Below are 16234 nucleotides of genomic sequence, written 5' to 3'. Positions count from 1 at the left end.
GCCCAGTGTACGGCGCCGCGGGGACACCGGCCGACCGGATTTACGGCACCGGAGCCGAGGGCGCGTGGGCGGGCGGACGCGGCGCGCGGTGACTCGAATGGCGCGGCACGCCTGTTCGGATCCCGGGACGTCGTTCCCGGCGGCATACCCGGCGGGGAGCTGGGCACAACGGATGCAAGTCCGGCGCGCTCCCTGCGCGGGGCGGGCGAATCGGGCGGTGTGCCCCGTTGCCGCGGGACTCGAGTCGATTTATCGTCCCAGCACGATTCGCGAGCAAGATCATAAAATGTGAAGGGGCCGCGGCATGGTGGCGAAGAAGACCGCCGTACAGCAGTCGGGGTCGAGCGGCTCGACCCGTGCCGGTGCCTCCGGGGGCGCGGCCGCCTCCGGGCGCGCGGCCAAGGACGTGAACGGCGGGAAGAGCGCCCAGGGGGGCGCGACCGCGAAGAAGGTGGCCGGGGCCGCCGCGAAGAAGGGGGCCACCAGGAGCACGGCGTCCGCGCGCGCGGACACCGGCGCGGGGAAGAAGAAGGCGAGCGTGACGGAAGGGACCGCCAGGGCGAGCGGGACGCGCGGCACCAGGAAGACCACCGCCGGCGGTGCGAAGAAGAAGGCGGTGGACGCGGGACGGGCGGCCGGGGAGCGGACGGCCGGCCGGAGCAGGGCCAAGAAGGCGGGCGCGGCGCAGACCGCGGAGCAGACGGGAGCCACGACAGTGGTTGCGAAGAAGACTCCTGGCACGGCCACGGCGGCCAAGACCGCCGTTCCCAAGGCGCGCATCGCCGCGGCGGACCCCGGCGACCTGGCCGTACGCCCCGGTGAGGACCCCTGGACCCCGGAAGAGGTCGAGGAGGCGCGGGCCGAGCTCCAGGCCGAGGAGACCCGGCTGCGCGAGGAGCTCAGCTCCTCCGAGCGGTCCCTCGCCGGTCTGATGCGGGACTCCGGGGACGGGGCCGGCGACGACCAGGCGGACACCGGCGCCAAGAACATCACGCGCGAGCACGAACTGGCCCTCGCCGCGAACGCGCGCGAGATGCTGATCCAGACCGAGCACGCCCTGGAGCGGCTGGACGCGGGCACCTACGGTCTGTGCGAGAACTGCGGCAACCCGATCGGCAAGGCCAGGATGCAGGCCTTCCCGCGCGCGACGCTGTGCGTGGAGTGCAAGCAGAAGCAGGAGCGCCGGTACTGACCGGCAGGCGGGTGACGCGGGACGTGCCGTACCCTCGTCCTCAGTCAGGTACCTAGGTCGAGGGACTCACGTGGCAGAGGCGGAGCGCATCATCGGTACGCCGGACTCCCCGGAGACGGGGGACGCCGGGCCGGAGCAGTCCGACCGGCGGGCGAAGGACACGGCGGACGCCGAGCGGCCCCGGGGCAGGCGCCGGATCGCCGTGCTGTTCGGCGTCGCCGCGTTCGCGTACGTCCTCGACCTGGTCAGCAAGATGTGGGTGGTCGCCGAGCTCGAGCACCACCCGCCGATCGAGATCATCGGGGACTGGCTGCAGTTCGAGGCGATCCGCAACGCGGGCGCTGCCTTCGGCTTCGGCGAGGCCTTCACCGTGATCTTCACGGTGATCGCGGCCGCCGTGATCGTGGTGATCGCCCGGCTCGCCCGCAAGCTGTACAGCCTGCCCTGGGCGATCGCGCTCGGCCTGCTGCTCGGCGGGGCGCTCGGCAACCTCACCGACCGGATCTTCCGCTCGCCCGGCGTCTTCGAGGGCGCCGTCGTGGACTTCATCGCGCCGAAGCACTTCGCCGTGTTCAACCTCGCGGACTCCGCGATCGTGTGCGGCGGCATCCTGATCGTGCTGCTGTCGTTCCGGGGCCTGGACCCGGACGGGACCGTCCACAAGGACTGACCGCAGGCCGGGTGCGACGGGGTTTTCCACAGGCCCGTGCGGGCCGGCCTGCCCCGTCCGGCATACTCGACGGGTGAGCACGATTCCCGAGATCCGTACCCTGCCCGTGCCGGACGGCCTGGAGGGCGAGCGCGTCGACGCCGCCATCTCCCGCATGTTCGGCTTCTCCCGTACGAAGGCGGCCGAGCTGGCCGCGGCGGGGAAGGTCACGGTCGACGGGTCGGTGGTCGGGAAGTCCGAGCGGGTGCACGGCGGGGCCTGGCTGGAGGTCGAGATGCCGCAGGCCCCCGCTCCCGTGCAGGTCGTCGCCGAGCCCGTCGAGGGCATGGAGATCGTCCATGACGACGACGACATCGTCGTGATCGTCAAGCCCGTCGGCGTCGCCGCCCACCCCTCGCCGGGCTGGAGCGGGCCGACGGTGATCGGCGGGCTGGCCGCCGCCGGCTACCGGATCTCCACCTCGGGCGCCGCCGAGCGCCAGGGCATCGTGCACCGGCTCGACGTGGGCACCTCCGGCCTCATGGTCGTCGCCAAGTCCGAGTACGCGTACACCTCGCTCAAGCGCCAGTTCAAGGAGCGCACGGTCGACAAGCGGTACCACACGCTCGTCCAGGGCCACCCCGACCCGACCAGCGGCACCATCGACGCCCCCATCGGCCGCCATCCGCAGCACGACTACAAGTGGGCGGTCACCGCCGAGGGCAAGGCGTCGGTCACGCACTACGACCTCATCGAGGCGTTCCGCGCGGCCTCGCTGCTCGACGTGAAGCTGGAGACCGGGCGCACCCACCAGATCCGCGTCCACATGGCCGCCCACCGGCACCCCTGCGTCGGCGACCTCACCTACGGCGCCGACCCGACGCTCGCCAAGCGGCTGCGGCTGACCCGCCAGTGGCTGCACGCCGTGCGGCTCGGCTTCGAGCACCCCGGGGACGGGCAGTGGGTGGAGTTCGCCAGCGACTACCCGGCCGACCTCCAGCAGGCCCTCGACCAGGTGCGCGAGGAGACCTACGCATGAGCCCGGCCGTCACGGTCAGGGTCGCCGAGGACCCCGCCGACCGCGAGGCGTGCTTCGCCGTCCGCAAGGAGGTCTTCGTCGCCGAGCAGGGCGTCCCGCCGGAGATCGAGTACGACGCCTACGACGAAGGCGCGGTCCATGTGCTGGCGGTCCGCGAGGACGGGCTGCCGCTCGGGACCGGCCGGCTGCTGTACGGCGAGGCGGCCGCCGCGAAGACCGGCGGGGACCCCGCCGTGGGCGCGCTCGGGCGGCTCGCCGTGACGAAGGAGGCCCGGGGCCTGGGCGTCGGCGCGGCCCTCGTGCGGGCCGTGGAGGACGCGGCCCGCGTGAGGGGCCTCACGGCCGTCGATCTGCACGCGCAGACCCACGCTCTGGGTTTCTACGAGCGTCTGGGGTACCAGGCGTACGGACCCGAGTTCCCCGACGCCGGGATACCCCACCGGGCGATGCGGCGCGACCTGACGCCGTAGGGCGCGAACGCGCTGGTGGGACGCGCTGCGTGGCAGGCTTGAGTCCGTCCGTGGATGCCTACTCGTCGGAGCGCTGACCGTGGATCAGTTGGCCCTGCTGTTCGTGCTGTTGCTCGGGGCCCTGGTGAGCGTCCCGGTCGGGGACCGGATCGGTCTGCCCGCGCCCGTGCTGATGACCCTGTTCGGGATCGTCCTCGCGCTGCTGGAGTTCGTCCCCAACGTGGACGTCCCGCCCGACCTGATCCTGCCGCTGCTGCTGCCACCGCTGCTCTACGCCGCCGTACGCCGCACGTCCTGGCGGCAGTTCGCGGCGAACGTTCGGCCCATCCTGCTGCTGGCCGTCGCCCTGGTCTTCGTCACCACCCTGTGCGTGGCCGCCGTCGCCCACACCATCGTGCCGGGCCTGCCGATCGCCGCGGCCGTGGCGCTGGGTGCCCTCGTCGCACCGCCCGACCCGGTCGCGGCCACCGCCGTGGCGGGCCAGCTCGGGCTGCCCCGCCGCCTGGTGTCGATCCTGGAGGGCGAGGGCCTCTTCAACGACGTCACGGCGATCGTGCTCTACCACGTGGCGATCGCCGCCGCCGTGAGCGGCACCTTCTCCCCGTGGCAGGCCGGACTCGACCTGGTGCTGTCCGCGGTGGTCGCGCTGGCCGTGGGGCTCGCCCTCGGCTGGGGCGCCTACAAGCTCATGGACCTCCTCGGCGACCCCACCCTGCAGATCGGGCTCTCGCTCCTCGTGCCGTACGCCTCGTACGTGATGGCCGAGGAACTGCACGGCTCCGGTGTGCTCGCGGTGCTCGTCACCGCCCTGTTCCTCGCCGAGTACGCCACCGACGCCGACGACGTCATGACCCGGCTCGCCGGGCACACCTTCTGGGACATCGTCGACACACTCGTCACCGGTGTCGCCTTCGGCCTGGTGGGCCTCGAACTGCACAACGCCATCAGCACCGCGTCCGGCCGCTGGGGCGAGATGCTCACCTGGGCCGGCGCGATCGTCGGTGTCGTCGTGCTCGTGCGCCTGCTCTATCTGCTGCCGGCCAGCTGGCTCGCCAAACGGATGCACGCCAGACGGGACGTCGAGGAGGAGATCCCGATGACCTGGCGCGAGACCGTCGTCATGTGGTGGTCGGGAATGCGCGGGGTGGCGTCCGTGGCGCTGGCGCTGGCCATCCCCCTGGAGACCGACGCGGGCTCGCCGTTCCCCGACCGGGACGAGATCATCTTCATCGCGTTCGGCGTGATCATGGCGACCCTCGTGCTCCAGGGGCTGACCCTGCCGTGGCTGGTCAAGCGGCTCGGCGTGGAGGCCGACAGCGAACACGAGAAGGAGTTCGAACGGACTCTGGCGATCCGCGCGGCCAAGGCCGCCAAACGCAGACTGCGGGAGATCGAGGCCGTCGAGGATCTGCCCGACGAGCTGTCCGAGCAGATGCTGCGGCGGGCCCTGGAGATCGGTGTGCGGATCAGCCCCGACCTGGGCGAGGAGGAGCGCCGGGAGGCCCACGATCAGCGGGTCAGACGGCTGAAGCGGGTACGGCGCATCCAGGGCGAGCTGCTGAGCGCCGCCCGGCACGAGGTGCTCGCGGCCCGCAGCGAGCCGGGCGCCGACCCCGAGGTCGTCGACCGGGTGCTGCGCCACCTGGACGTGCGCAGTCTGCGCTGATCCGCCCGCCGGGGCCGGTGACTTCGTACCATCTGATCATGGCTCGCAACGTTGTCATCAGTGGAGGCGGTACGGGGATCGGGCTGGCGACGGCCCGGTTGTTCGCCGCGGACGGCGATCAGGTGCTGCTGCTCGGGCGGCGCGCCGAGGTCCTGGAGGAGGCCGGGGTGCCCGGCGCCCTGACCTTGGCGGCGGATCTGAGCAGGCCGCGCGGGGCGCGGGCGGTGGAGCGCTTCGTCGCCGCCGAGTTCGGCACCGTGGACGTGCTGATCCACAGCGCCGGCGGCTCGGGCGGGCTGGAACCCTGGGTGGAGAGCGACGAACCGCTCGACGTCGTCCTGCACGACTGGACCCTGAACTTCGGCCTCAACACGCTGACCGCCGCCCTGCTCACCGAGGCGCTGAAGGACCGGCTCGCCGACCCCGGCGGGCGGGTGCTGTTCCTCAGCTCCATCGCCGCCTTCCGGGGCTCCGGCAGCGGGGCGTACGCGGCGTCCAAGGCGGCGCTGCACCCGTACGCCCATGATCTCGCCCGTCAGTTGGGGCCGCGCGGGATCACCGTGAACGTCGTCGCGCCCGGGTACGTCGAGGACACCGGGTTCTTCGGCGACGCGATGAGCGAGGAGCGGCGCGCGCGGCTCATCGCCGAGACGTCCAACGGGCGGGCCGGGACGCCCGGCGATGTGGCCGCGACGCTGCACTTTCTGGCCTCGCACGCCGCCGGCCACATCACCTCACAGATCATCCAGGTCAACGGCGGGGCCGAACGCGGGCACTGAACCCGTCAGGGCCGTTCGGTCCGGGCCGAGGGCTGCTGGCCGCGGGGCAGGGTGCGGCGGGCCGTCGGGACGCGGTCGGGGACCGGGAAGCCGGGCGGCAGGACCGCGTCCGCCGCGTTGACGCGGGGCAGCGCGTACGGGTGCCGCTCGGTCAGCCAGCGGATCAACTGCTCGCGGACCGTGACCCGCACCGTCCACAGGTCGTCCGCGTCCTTCGCGGTGACCAGGGCGCGGACCTCCATGGTGGAGGGCGTGGAGTCGGTGACGACCAGGCCGTGGTCGCGGCCGTCCCAGGCCGGGCACTCGCGCACGATGTCGCGGAGCTTCTCGCGCATCGCGTCCAGCGGCGCCGAGTGGTCGACGTGCAGATAGACCGTGCCGGTCATCTGCGCGCCGCCGCGCGACCAGTTCTCGAACGCCTTCGCCGTGAAGTACGACACGGGCATCGTGATCCGGCGCTCGTCCCAGGTCCGCACGGTCAGGAAGGTCAGGGTGATCTCCTCGACCGTGCCCCACTCCTCGTCGACCACGACCGTGTCCCCGATGCGCACCATGTCGCCGAAGGCGATCTGCAGGCCGGCGAACATGTTGCTCAGCGTGGACTGGGCGGCCACACCGGCGACGATGCCGAGGATGCCGGCCGAGGCCAGCAGCGAGGCGCCGGCCGCGCGGAACGCCGGGAACGTCAGCAGCATCGCGGCCACCGCCACCACGCCGACGACCGCGGACACCACGCGCATGATGAGCGTCACCTGGGTGCGGACCCGGCGGACCCGGGCCGCGTCGTGGTGCACCCGGGCGTAGCGGCTGTACGACGTCTCCACGACCGCGGCGGCGATCCGGATCGCCAGCCAGGCCGCGGCGCCGATCAGCACGAGCGTGAGCACCCGGCCCACGGCGACGCGGTGCTCCACCAGCAACTGGGACTCGTCGTAGGACCCTCTGAGCAGGGCCGCGCACAGCACGACCTGCCAGGGCACCCGGGCGCGGCGCAGCAGACCCCACAGCGGGGTCTCGCCGTGCCGTTCGTCGGCCTTGCGCATCACGAGGTCGGTGGCCCACCCGATGAGCAGGGTGAGCAGGACCGAGCCGCCGATCACGAGCAGTGGACGGAGTATCGTCTCCATCCCTCGAACGTAACCAGCCTTCGGGGGGCCTGAACATCATGGCCGGTGAGGCGCTGGTCACGGCCTCGCCGGGGCGGCTGGCACCATGGCCTCATGAACATCATGCTGTTTCACTCGACCTATGGGCTCAGGCCCGCGGTGCGGCAGGCCGCGGACCGGCTGCGTGCCGCCGGACACGAGGTGTGGACGCCCGACCTGTTCGAAGGGCACACCTTCGGGACGGTCGAGGAGGGCATGGAGTTCAACATGTCGATCGGCAAGGACGAGCTGCTGAAGCGGGCCGTCCTGGCCGCGGCCCCCTACTCGGACCGGGGGCTGGTCTACGCCGGGTTCTCGCTCGGCGCCTCGATCGCGCAGACGCTGGCGCTCGGCGACGACAAGGCCCGCGGGCTGCTGCTTCTGCACGGCACCTCGGACATCGCGGCGAACGCCTCCGTGGACGACCTCCCGGTGCAGTTGCACGTGGCCGAGCCGGACCCGTTCGAGACGGACGACTGGCTGAGCGCGTGGTACCTCCAGATGGGCCGCGCGGGCGCCGACGTCGAGGTCCACCGGTACGCGGGCGCCGGGCACCTCTACACGGACCCCGACCTCCCCGACTACGACGAGGAGGCGGCCGAGGCCACCTGGCGGGTGGCACTCGGCTTCCTGGAGAGCCTCTCAAACCTGGGGCCCGGTCACACCGGGTCGTAGGTGCGCTCGACCTTCTGCGTGCCGTTGCGGGTGCGGTAGGAGCGGGTCCACTTCGCGGTCGCGTCGCGCTTGGTGCGGTCGGACAGGACGTAGTAGTCCATCTGCGCGCGCTCGGCCGTGATGTCGAGGATCCCGTAGCCGTGCCGGTCGGTGTCGACCCAGTGGACATGCCGGTTCGCGGCGCGGATGACCGGGGACGCGATCGCGGAGAGTGTGCCCTCGGGGACCTTGACGATGTCGTCCAGGTTGTCCGACGTCACCGAGGTGACGACGAACTCCGTGGCGGCGGAGGCCGACAGCGGATAGGTGCCGGCGTCGACGGGGACGTCGTTCGCCCACGCCATGTGGATGTCGCCGGTGAGGAAGACGGTGTTGCGGATCGCGTTCGACCGCAGATGCGCGAGGAGTTCACGGCGGTCGTCCGTGTAGCCGTCCCACTGGTCGGGGTTGAGGGCGAGCCCCTCCTGCGGCAGGCCCAGCAGCTTGGCGAGCGGCTTGAGCAGATCGGCGGAGAGGGAGCCGATCGCGAACGGCGAGATCATCACGGAGTTGCCCACCAGCCGCCAGGTGGTGTCCGAGGACTTCAGGCCCGCCTTCAGCCAGTCCAGCTGGGCGCGTCCGGTGAGCGTGCGGTCGGGGTCGTCGACCTCGCCGTCGCCGACCGAGACCTGCTGGGAGCGGAAGGAGCGCAGGTCGAGCAGGGACAGGTCGACGAGCTTGCCGAAGCGCAGCCGGCGGTAGGTGGTGCCGGCGATCGCCGGGCGCACCGGCATCCACTCGAAGTACGCCTGCTTGGCGGCGGCCTGACGGGCCGTCCAGGCGCCCTCGGCGCCCTCGGTGTGGTTCTCGGCGCCGCCCGACCAGGTGTCGTTGGCGAACTCGTGGTCGTCCCAGATCGCGATGACCGGCGCCTTGGTGTGCAGGGCCTGGAGGTCGGGGTCCGTCTTGTACGTGGCGTGCCGGATCCGGTAGTCGGCGAGCGTGACGATCTCGTGGGCGGGGGAGTGCGGGCGGACGACCTTGCCGCGGGTGCCGTAGTCCCCGGTGCCGTACTCGTAGATGTAGTCGCCGAGATGGAGCCAGGCGTCGAGGTCGCCGCGGGCGGCGAGATGGCGGTACGCCGAGAAGTAGCCGGCCTCCCAGTTGGCGCAGGAGACCACGCCGAAGCGCAGGTTGGTCACCGCCGCGTCCGCCGCCGGCGCGGTGCGGGTCCGCGCCGCCGGGGAGTCGGTGCCGCCGGCCGAGAAGCGGAACCAGTAGTCGGTGGCCGGTGACAGGCCGCGGATGTCGGCCTTGACGGTGTGGTCGGAGGCCGCGGTCGCGGTGGTCGAGCCCTTGGCGACGACGTTCATGAACGCCTTGTCCAGGGCGACGGTCCAGCTGACCTCGACGTCCGGGCCGATCCCGGAACCGGGGACGGCGTCGGGCGTCGGCGTCACCCGGGTCCACAGCAGGACGCCGTCCGGCAGGGGATCGCCGGAGGCGACACCGTGCAGGAAGGCGGGGGCGGCGTCGACGGCGCGGGCGGGCAGGGCGCCGGCGAGCGGGACGGCCAGAACAGCCGTCGCCGCCGCGGCCTTGACGACCGAACGGCGGCGAGGGCTGAGCGCGTTGTACTGATCGGATGATCTGTATCGACTGGTCACAGCCGAACAGGTTACTGAGCGGTACTCGATCGGGCGGGCGAATCCGCGGAAATTCGCCCGCCCTTCACACGGAGGTCCGGCTTCCTTGCGGTCACCGGCGCTCGAAGGCGGAGATCAGCCCTTCAGCGCCGCGTCCACGGCCTTGGTGTACTCGTCCACCGTCCACGGCGCGTTGGCGTTGGACTTCTCCAGGATCTTGCCGTCCATCACCAGGCTCGGCGTGCCCGTCACACCGTCCTTGTTGGTGTCGAAGGTCTTCGACATGGCCAGCGCCCAGGCGTCGTACGTGCCCTTCTTGACGGCGTTCTGGAACTCGGTGTTGCCCTTCAGATCGGGCACGCTGTCCGCCACCTTGATCAGGTACGCGTCGTCCTTGAACTTGTCCTCGGACTCCAGCGGGTGGAACTTCTCCGAGTACAGGGCGCTCTTGTAGGCGAGGAACGCCTCGGGGCTCACATTCAGCGCGGCGCCCAGGGCGCTCATCGCGTTCTTCGAGCCCTCGCCGTTCGCCCCGATATCGCCCTCCTTCATCTGGTCGCCGTCGAGGAAGGTGCCGCCGACGAACTGCAGCTTGAACTTGCCGGCGTCGATGTCCTTCTCGACGGTCGGGCCGACGGCCTGCTCGAAGGAGGCGCAGACCGGGCAGCGCGGGTCCTCGTACAGCTTCAGGGTCTTCTTGGCGCTGTCCTTGCCGATGACGACGGTCGTGCCGTTCGTCCCGGTCGTGTTCGCCGGCGCGGTGACCTTGGCGTCGGTCAGCGACTCCCAGTAATTGGGCTTGTTCGCCTGGACGACCGCGTAGCCGATGCCGCCGGCCGCCGCCAGGACGCCGACGACCGAGGCCGCGACGACGATCTGGCGCCTGACCTTCGCGCGCTTGGCCTCGCGCTCGCGTTCGGCGCGCAGGCGCTCTCGGGCCGCCGACTTCGCCGCTTGGCTGTTCCGCTTGCTCATTGGTGATCTCCATGCATGGGGACGCGCACACGTCGTGTGCGGGGTACGTACGGGTGGGCCGTATTGCTCAGAAGGCGTTCACACGAACGCGGGGGAGCAGGGCGGTCCACGCCGTCCCAGGGAGTGCACGAGGAGCATCAGGCGCGCGGCGGCCGGGCGGTGCGCCGGGCGGGGCAGGCGCCGGGCCGGCGAGGCCCGCCGGACCGTCACCGCGGCGACCGCCAGCAGCAGCGGCCGGAACGTGGTCGCGCCGACGGCCCGCAGCAGCTGGGCCAGGGCCCGCTCGCCCCGGCGCAGCCAGGCCGCTGCGGCGAGGCCGACACCGACATGGGCGGCGAGCAGGAACCAGGCGGTGGCCGGGTCCGCGTGCGCGAGGAGCCCGCCGAGCCGGTCCGGGTCGGTGCCGGTGACCTGGGCCAGCGGGGTGCCGACCTTGGTGCCGTCGCCGCACAGCACGTCCCAGCCGACGGAGGCCAGCGGGCCCGCGACCGGACCGCCCGCCCTGCCGTAGCAGACGTGCTGCCCGGTGGTGAGGATCGTGTCGGCGGCCAGCTCCAGCGGGATCAGCAGCGCGGCGATCCGCCCGAAGCTCCGCTCCCGCCCGGCCAGCGCGTAGGCCAGGGCGAACACGGCGGCCGCCAGCAGGGCCACCGTGTTCAGCGGCAGGGGCGCACGGGACAGCAGGACGTGCGACGCCGTGCTCAGCGTCACCACGAGTGACGTGAACAGCGCCGCGCGTACCGCTCGCAGCTGGGTCCCGGAGATGTCCATATCGAAAGAAGAGTGTGGCATGAGAGGAGGTAAGGGACCCCTAAAGAGTGCCTGTGAGAGGTCCCCGGGGGCCGGTGGGCGAACCTTCCGTCACAGACCCGGGATCCGTCCGTTGCGGAACAGGTCCACGAAGATCTGGTGGTCGGCACGTGCGCGTGCGCCGTAGTCGTGCGCGAAGGAGACCAGCAGCTCGGCGAAGTTCTCCTCGTCGGCGGCGATCGCCGCGTCGATGGCGCGCTCCGTCGAGAACGGCACCAGCGACTCGCCGGAGGTGTCGTCCGCCGCCGCGTGCATCGCCGCGGTGGCCCGGCCGAGATCGGCGACGACCGCCGCGATCTCCTCCGGGTCGTCGATGTCGCTCCAGTCCAGGTCCACGGCGTACGGCGAGACCTCCGCGACCAGCTGGCCCGAGCCGTCCAGCTCCGTCCAGCCGAGCCACGGGTCGGCGTGCGCCTGGAGCGCGCGCTGGGAGATCACCGTGCGGTGGCCCTCGTGCTGGAAGTACCCGGCGATCGCCGGATCCGTGATGTGGCGGGAGACGGCCGGGGTCTGGGCCTGCTTGATGTAGATCACCACATCGTTCTCCAGGGCGTCGCTGTGGCCCTCCAGCAGGATGTTGTACGACGGCAGGCCCGCCGAGCCGATTCCGATGCCGCGCCGCCCCACGACGTCCTTGACCCGGTAGGAGTCGGGGCGGGCCAGCGAGGCGTCCGGCAGCGTCTCCAGATAGCCGTCGAACGCCGCGAGCACCTTGTACCGCGTGGCGGCGTCCAGCTCGATGGAACCGCCGCCGGGGGCGAAGCGGCGCTCGAAGTCCCGGATCTCCGTCATCGAGTCCAGCAGCCCGAAGCGGGTCAGCGAGCGGGCGACGCGCAGCGCGTCCAGGAGCGGGCCCTGGGCGGTGTCCAGCGTGTACGGCGGCACCTCGTCGCTCTTGGCGCCGGTCGCCAGGGCGTGGATGCGCGCGCGGTAGGCCTCCGCGTAGATCCGCACCAGCTCGCTGATCTGGTCGTCGCCGAGCGCCTTGGCGTAGCCGATCAGGGCGACGGAGGCGGCGAAGCGCTTGAGGTCCCAGGTGAAGGGGCCGACGTAGGCCTCGTCGAAGTCGTTGACGTTGAAGACCAGCCGGCCGTTGCTGTCCATGTACGTGCCGAAGTTCTCCGCGTGCAGGTCGCCGTGGATCCACACGCGCGAGGTGCGCTCGTCCAGGTACGGGCCGCCCCGCTTCTCGCTGTCGAGGTCGTGGTAGAAGAGGCTCGCCGTGCCCCGGTAGAAGGCGAAGGCCGAGGCCGCCATCTTCCGGAACTTCACGCGGAACGCGGCCGGGTCGGCGGCCAGGAGCTCGCCGAAGGCGGTCTCGAAGACGGCGAGGATCTCGTCGCCGCGCTGCTCGTCGTTGAGCTGGGGGACCGACATCGCTGGGTGCCTCCTGGTGCATGCGTACGACAGCGTTTCTGTCGTATCGAACGGGCGGGCCCATCGGAAAGTGCCCGCAAGCCCTCGCAGTGAAGGTACGCGGGGGAGAGCCGTGCGTGTCAGTGCCGAGGCATAGACTTCGACGCTGTCCCCGGAAGTGTCCGCCCGCCTGTCACCGACTGTTTTCCATGGAGGCCACGTCGTGTCGAAGCCGCCGTTCACGCACCTGCACGTCCACACCCAGTACTCGCTGCTGGACGGTGCCGCGCGGCTGAAGGACATGTTCAACGCCTGCAACGAGATGGGCATGACCCATATCGCCATGTCCGACCACGGCAACCTGCACGGGGCGTACGACTTCTTCCACTCCGCGCAGAAGGCCGGGATCACCCCGATCATCGGGATCGAGGCGTATGTCGCCCCCGAGTCCCGGCGCAACAAGCGCAAGATCCAGTGGGGCCAGCCGCACCAGAAGCGCGACGACGTCTCCGGTTCCGGTGGCTACACCCACAAGACGATGTGGGCCGTGAACAGCACGGGGCTGCACAACCTCTTCCGGCTCTCCTCCGACGCCTACGCCGAGGGCTGGCTGCAGAAGTGGCCCCGGATGGACAAGGAGACCATCTCGCAGTGGTCCGAGGGGATCGTGGCCTCCACCGGCTGCCCCTCCGGCGAGGTGCAGACCAGGCTGCGGCTCGGCCAGTTCGACGAGGCCCTGAAGGCCGCCGCCGACTACCAGGACATCTTCGGCAAGGACCGGTACTTCCTGGAGCTGATGGACCACGGCATCGACATCGAGCACCGGGTCCGCGACGGCCTGCTGGAGATCGGCAGGAAGCTCGGCATCCCGCCCCTGGTGACGAACGACTCGCACTACACGTACGCGCACGAGGCGACCGCCCACGACGCCCTGCTGTGCATCCAGACCGGCAAGAACCTCTCCGACCCGGACCGCTTCAAGTTCGACGGCACCGGCTACTACCTGAAGTCCACGGACGAGATGTACGCCATCGACTCCTCGGACGCCTGGCAGGAGGGCTGCGCCAACACCCTGCTGATCGCCGAGATGGTCGACACCACGGGCATGTTCGAGAAGCGCGACCTCATGCCCAAGTTCGACATCCCCGAGGGCTACACCGAGGTCACCTGGTTCAAGGAGGAGGTCCGCCGCGGCATGGAGCGCCGCTTCCCGGGCGGCATCCCCGAGGACCGTCAGAAGCAGGCCGACTACGAGATGGACGTCATCATCTCGATGGGCTTCCCCGGCTACTTCCTCGTCGTGGCCGACTTCATCATGTGGGCCAAGAACAACGGCATCGCGGTCGGCCCCGGCCGAGGCTCCGCGGCCGGTTCGATCGTCGCGTACGCCATGGGCATCACCGACCTCGACCCCATCCCGCACGGCCTGATCTTCGAGCGGTTCCTCAACCCCGAGCGCATCTCCATGCCCGATGTCGACATCGACTTCGACGAGCGCCGGCGCGTCGAGGTGATCCGGTACGTGACGGAGAAGTACGGCGCCGACAAGGTCGCCATGATCGGCACCTACGGCACCATCAAGGCCAAGAACGCGATCAAGGACTCCGCGCGCGTGCTGGGCTACCCGTACGCGATGGGCGACCGCATCACCAAGGCGATGCCCGCCGACGTCCTCGGCAAGGGCATCCCGCTCTCCGGTATCACGGACCCGAGCCACCCCCGGTACTCGGAGGCGGGCGAGGTCCGCGCGATGTACGAGAACGAACCGGACGTGAAGAAGGTCATCGACACCGCGCGCGGCGTGGAGGGCCTGGTCCGGCAGATGGGTGTGCACGCCGCCGGCGTGATCATGTCCAGCGAGACCATCACCGAGCACGTGCCCGTCTGGGTCCGGCACACCGACGGCGTGACCATCACGCAGTGGGACTACCCGAGCTGCGAGTCGCTCGGCCTGCTGAAGATGGACTTCCTCGGCCTGCGCAACCTGACGATCATGGACGACGCCGTCAAGATGGTGAAGTCCAACAAGGGGATCGACATCGATCTCCTCAGCCTCCCGCTGGACGACCCCACGACCTTCGAACTGCTCCAGCGCGGCGACACCCTCGGCGTCTTCCAGTTCGACGGCGGCCCCATGCGCTCGCTGCTGCGTCTGATGAAGCCGGACAACTTCGAAGACATCTCCGCCGTGTCGGCCCTGTACCGCCCGGGCCCCATGGGCATGAACTCCCACACGAACTACGCGCTGCGCAAGAACGGGCAGCAGGAGATCACGCCCATCCACAAGGAGCTCGAGGAGCCCCTGCGGGAGGTCCTGGACGTCACCTACGGCCTGATCGTCTACCAGGAGCAGGTGCAGAAGGCCGCCCAGATCGTCGCCGGCTACTCGCTCGGCGAGGCCGACATCCTCCGCCGGGTGATGGGCAAGAAGAAGCCCGAGGAACTGGCGAAGAACTTCACGATCTTCCAGGCCGGCGCCCGGAAGAACGGCTACAGCGACGAGGCCATCCAGGCGCTGTGGGACGTGCTGGTCCCGTTCGCCGGCTACGCGTTCAACAAGGCGCACTCGGCCGCGTACGGCCTGGTGTCGTACTGGACCGCCTACCTCAAGGCGAACCACCCCGCCGAGTACATGGCAGCGCTGCTCACGTCCGTCAAGGACGACAAGGACAAGTCCGCGGTCTATCTCAACGAGTGCCGGCGCATGGGCATCCGCGTGCTCCCGCCGAACGTCAACGAGTCCGTGCACAACTTCGCCGCCCAGGGCGACGACGTGATCCTCTTCGGCCTGGAGGCCGTCCGCAACGTCGGCACCAACGTCGTCGAGTCGATCATCAAGAGCCGCAAGGCGAAGGGGAAGTACTCCTCCTTCCCCGACTACCTCGACAAGATCGACGCGGCCGCGTGCAACAAGCGGACCACCGAGTCGCTGATCAAGGCGGGCGCGTTCGACAGCCTCGGGCACACCCGCAAGGGCCTCACCGCCCACTTCGAGCCGATGATCGACAACGTGGTGGCGGTCAAGCGCAAGGAGGCCGAGGGCCAGTTCGACCTCTTCGGCGGGATGGGCGAGGAGCAGAGCGACGAGCCCGGCTTCGGACTCGACGTGCAGTTCACCGACGAGGAGTGGGACAAGACCTATCTGCTCGCCCAGGAGCGGGAGATGCTCGGTCTGTACGTCTCCGACCACCCGCTGTTCGGTCTGGAGCACGTGCTGTCCGACAAGGCGGACGCGGGCATCGCCCAGCTCACCGGCGGAGAGCACTCCGACGGCGCGGTCGTCACCATCGGCGGCATCATCTCGGGCCTCCAGCGCAAGATGACCAAGCAGGGCAACGCCTGGGCGATCGCCACGGTCGAGGACCTCGCGGGCTCCATCGAGTGCATGTTCTTCCCGGCGACCTACCAGCTCGTCTCGACCCAACTCGTCGAGGACGCCGTGGTGTTCGTCAAGGGCCGCCTCGACAAGCGCGAGGACGTTCCGCGGCTCGTCGCGATGGAGCTGCAGGTGCCCGACCTCTCCAACGCGGGCGCCAACGCGCCGGTGATCCTCACCATCCCGGCCACGCGGGTCACCCCGCCGATGGTCAGCCGGCTCGGCGAGATCCTCAGCCACCACAGGGGCGAGAGCGAGGTCCGCATCAAGCTCCAGGGGCCGACCAAGACGACGGTGCTGCGCCTCGACCGGCACCGGGTGAAGCCCGATCCGGCGCTGTTCGGCGACTTGAAGGTGCTGCTCGGCCCGTCCTGCCTGGCCGGCTGACCGGCCGCCGCAGGAGTCGTCACGAAAGGGGCGCGTCCCGCACGGGACGCGCCCCTTTCGTCATACCCGGGTCTCAACAACCCTTACGCG

13 protein-coding genes are annotated in these 16234 nt (G+C 70.5%); 8 read left to right on the top strand and 5 right to left on the bottom strand.

What is annotated here, in order from left to right; genetic code table 11:
• Positions 1-304 precede the first annotated feature (304 nt).
• From DC008_RS08740 to DC008_RS08715, 6 genes are all read left to right on the top strand, one after another.
• Entirely contained in the window at positions 305-1192 is an 888-nt protein-coding gene (locus tag DC008_RS08740) for a TraR/DksA C4-type zinc finger protein (protein ID WP_108706470.1), read from the top strand.
• 70 nt (positions 1193-1262) lie between these two features.
• Positions 1263-1862 carry a signal peptidase II gene (lspA, locus tag DC008_RS08735; RefSeq protein ID WP_108706469.1) on the top strand — a complete coding sequence of 200 codons (600 nt, stop codon included), beginning with the start codon at positions 1263-1265 and terminating at the stop codon, positions 1860-1862.
• Positions 1863-1935: 73 nt separating this feature from the next.
• Entirely contained in the window at positions 1936-2880 is a 945-nt protein-coding gene (locus DC008_RS08730) for an RluA family pseudouridine synthase (protein WP_108706468.1), read from the top strand.
• Positions 2877-3350, top strand: a complete 474-nt coding sequence (locus tag DC008_RS08725; protein ID WP_108706467.1) for a GNAT family N-acetyltransferase — start codon at positions 2877-2879, stop codon at positions 3348-3350. Before DC008_RS08730 ends, DC008_RS08725 begins: the two co-directional genes overlap by 4 nt.
• 79 nt (positions 3351-3429) lie before the next feature.
• On the top strand, positions 3430-5016 hold the full coding sequence (locus tag DC008_RS08720) for a Na+/H+ antiporter (protein WP_108706466.1): 1587 nt from the start codon (positions 3430-3432) through the stop codon (positions 5014-5016).
• Between the two features lie 38 nt (positions 5017-5054).
• Positions 5055-5795 carry an SDR family NAD(P)-dependent oxidoreductase gene (locus DC008_RS08715; RefSeq protein WP_108710613.1) on the top strand — a complete coding sequence of 247 codons (741 nt, stop codon included), beginning with the start codon at positions 5055-5057 and terminating at the stop codon, positions 5793-5795.
• A gap of 5 nt (positions 5796-5800) precedes the next feature.
• Here the strand turns inward: DC008_RS08715 and DC008_RS08710 are convergent, their stop codons facing one another.
• Positions 5801-6922 carry a mechanosensitive ion channel family protein gene (locus DC008_RS08710; protein ID WP_108706465.1) on the bottom strand — a complete coding sequence of 374 codons (1122 nt, stop codon included), beginning with the start codon at positions 6920-6922 and terminating at the stop codon, positions 5801-5803.
• A gap of 93 nt (positions 6923-7015) precedes the next feature.
• Between DC008_RS08710 and DC008_RS08705 the strand changes: the two genes are divergently transcribed.
• Positions 7016-7615 (top strand): dienelactone hydrolase family protein, encoded by a 600-nt coding sequence (locus DC008_RS08705; RefSeq protein ID WP_108706464.1) that lies wholly within the window; start codon positions 7016-7018, stop codon positions 7613-7615.
• On the opposite strand, the gene DC008_RS08700 is transcribed toward DC008_RS08705, so the two are convergent.
• The 4 genes from DC008_RS08700 to DC008_RS08685 all read right to left on the bottom strand — a co-directional run bounded on the left by DC008_RS08700 (position 7600) and on the right by DC008_RS08685 (position 12402).
• The gene (locus DC008_RS08700) at positions 7600-9261 is read right to left on the bottom strand and encodes an alkaline phosphatase D family protein (RefSeq protein ID WP_108706463.1); all 1662 of its coding nucleotides are present in this window, start codon (positions 9259-9261) and stop codon (positions 7600-7602) included. The genes DC008_RS08705 and DC008_RS08700 overlap by 16 nt on opposite strands.
• A 114-nt stretch (positions 9262-9375) precedes the next feature.
• Complete coding sequence (locus tag DC008_RS08695) at positions 9376-10215, bottom strand: thioredoxin domain-containing protein (RefSeq protein WP_108706462.1); 840 nt, start codon at positions 10213-10215, stop codon at positions 9376-9378.
• A 78-nt stretch (positions 10216-10293) separates the two neighbouring features.
• Positions 10294-10986: a hypothetical protein gene (locus DC008_RS08690; protein WP_108706461.1), complete on the bottom strand. Its 693-nt coding sequence runs from the start codon at positions 10984-10986 to the stop codon at positions 10294-10296.
• Between the two features lie 90 nt (positions 10987-11076).
• On the bottom strand, positions 11077-12402 hold the full coding sequence (locus DC008_RS08685; protein ID WP_108706460.1) for a DUF2252 domain-containing protein: 1326 nt from the start codon (positions 12400-12402) through the stop codon (positions 11077-11079).
• A gap of 202 nt (positions 12403-12604) precedes the next feature.
• Here DC008_RS08685 and dnaE point away from each other — a divergent pair, with 202 nt between their 5' ends.
• Positions 12605-16144 carry a DNA polymerase III subunit alpha gene (gene dnaE, locus DC008_RS08680; RefSeq protein WP_108706459.1) on the top strand — a complete coding sequence of 1180 codons (3540 nt, stop codon included), beginning with the start codon at positions 12605-12607 and terminating at the stop codon, positions 16142-16144.
• Positions 16145-16234: the final 90 nt, after the last annotated feature.

This window comes from Streptomyces nigra (assembly GCF_003074055.1).
Taxonomy (GTDB): domain Bacteria; phylum Actinomycetota; class Actinomycetes; order Streptomycetales; family Streptomycetaceae; genus Streptomyces; species Streptomyces nigra.
Note: the sequence above shows the minus strand (reverse complement) of the source record. Positions and strands in the feature narration are given on the sequence as shown.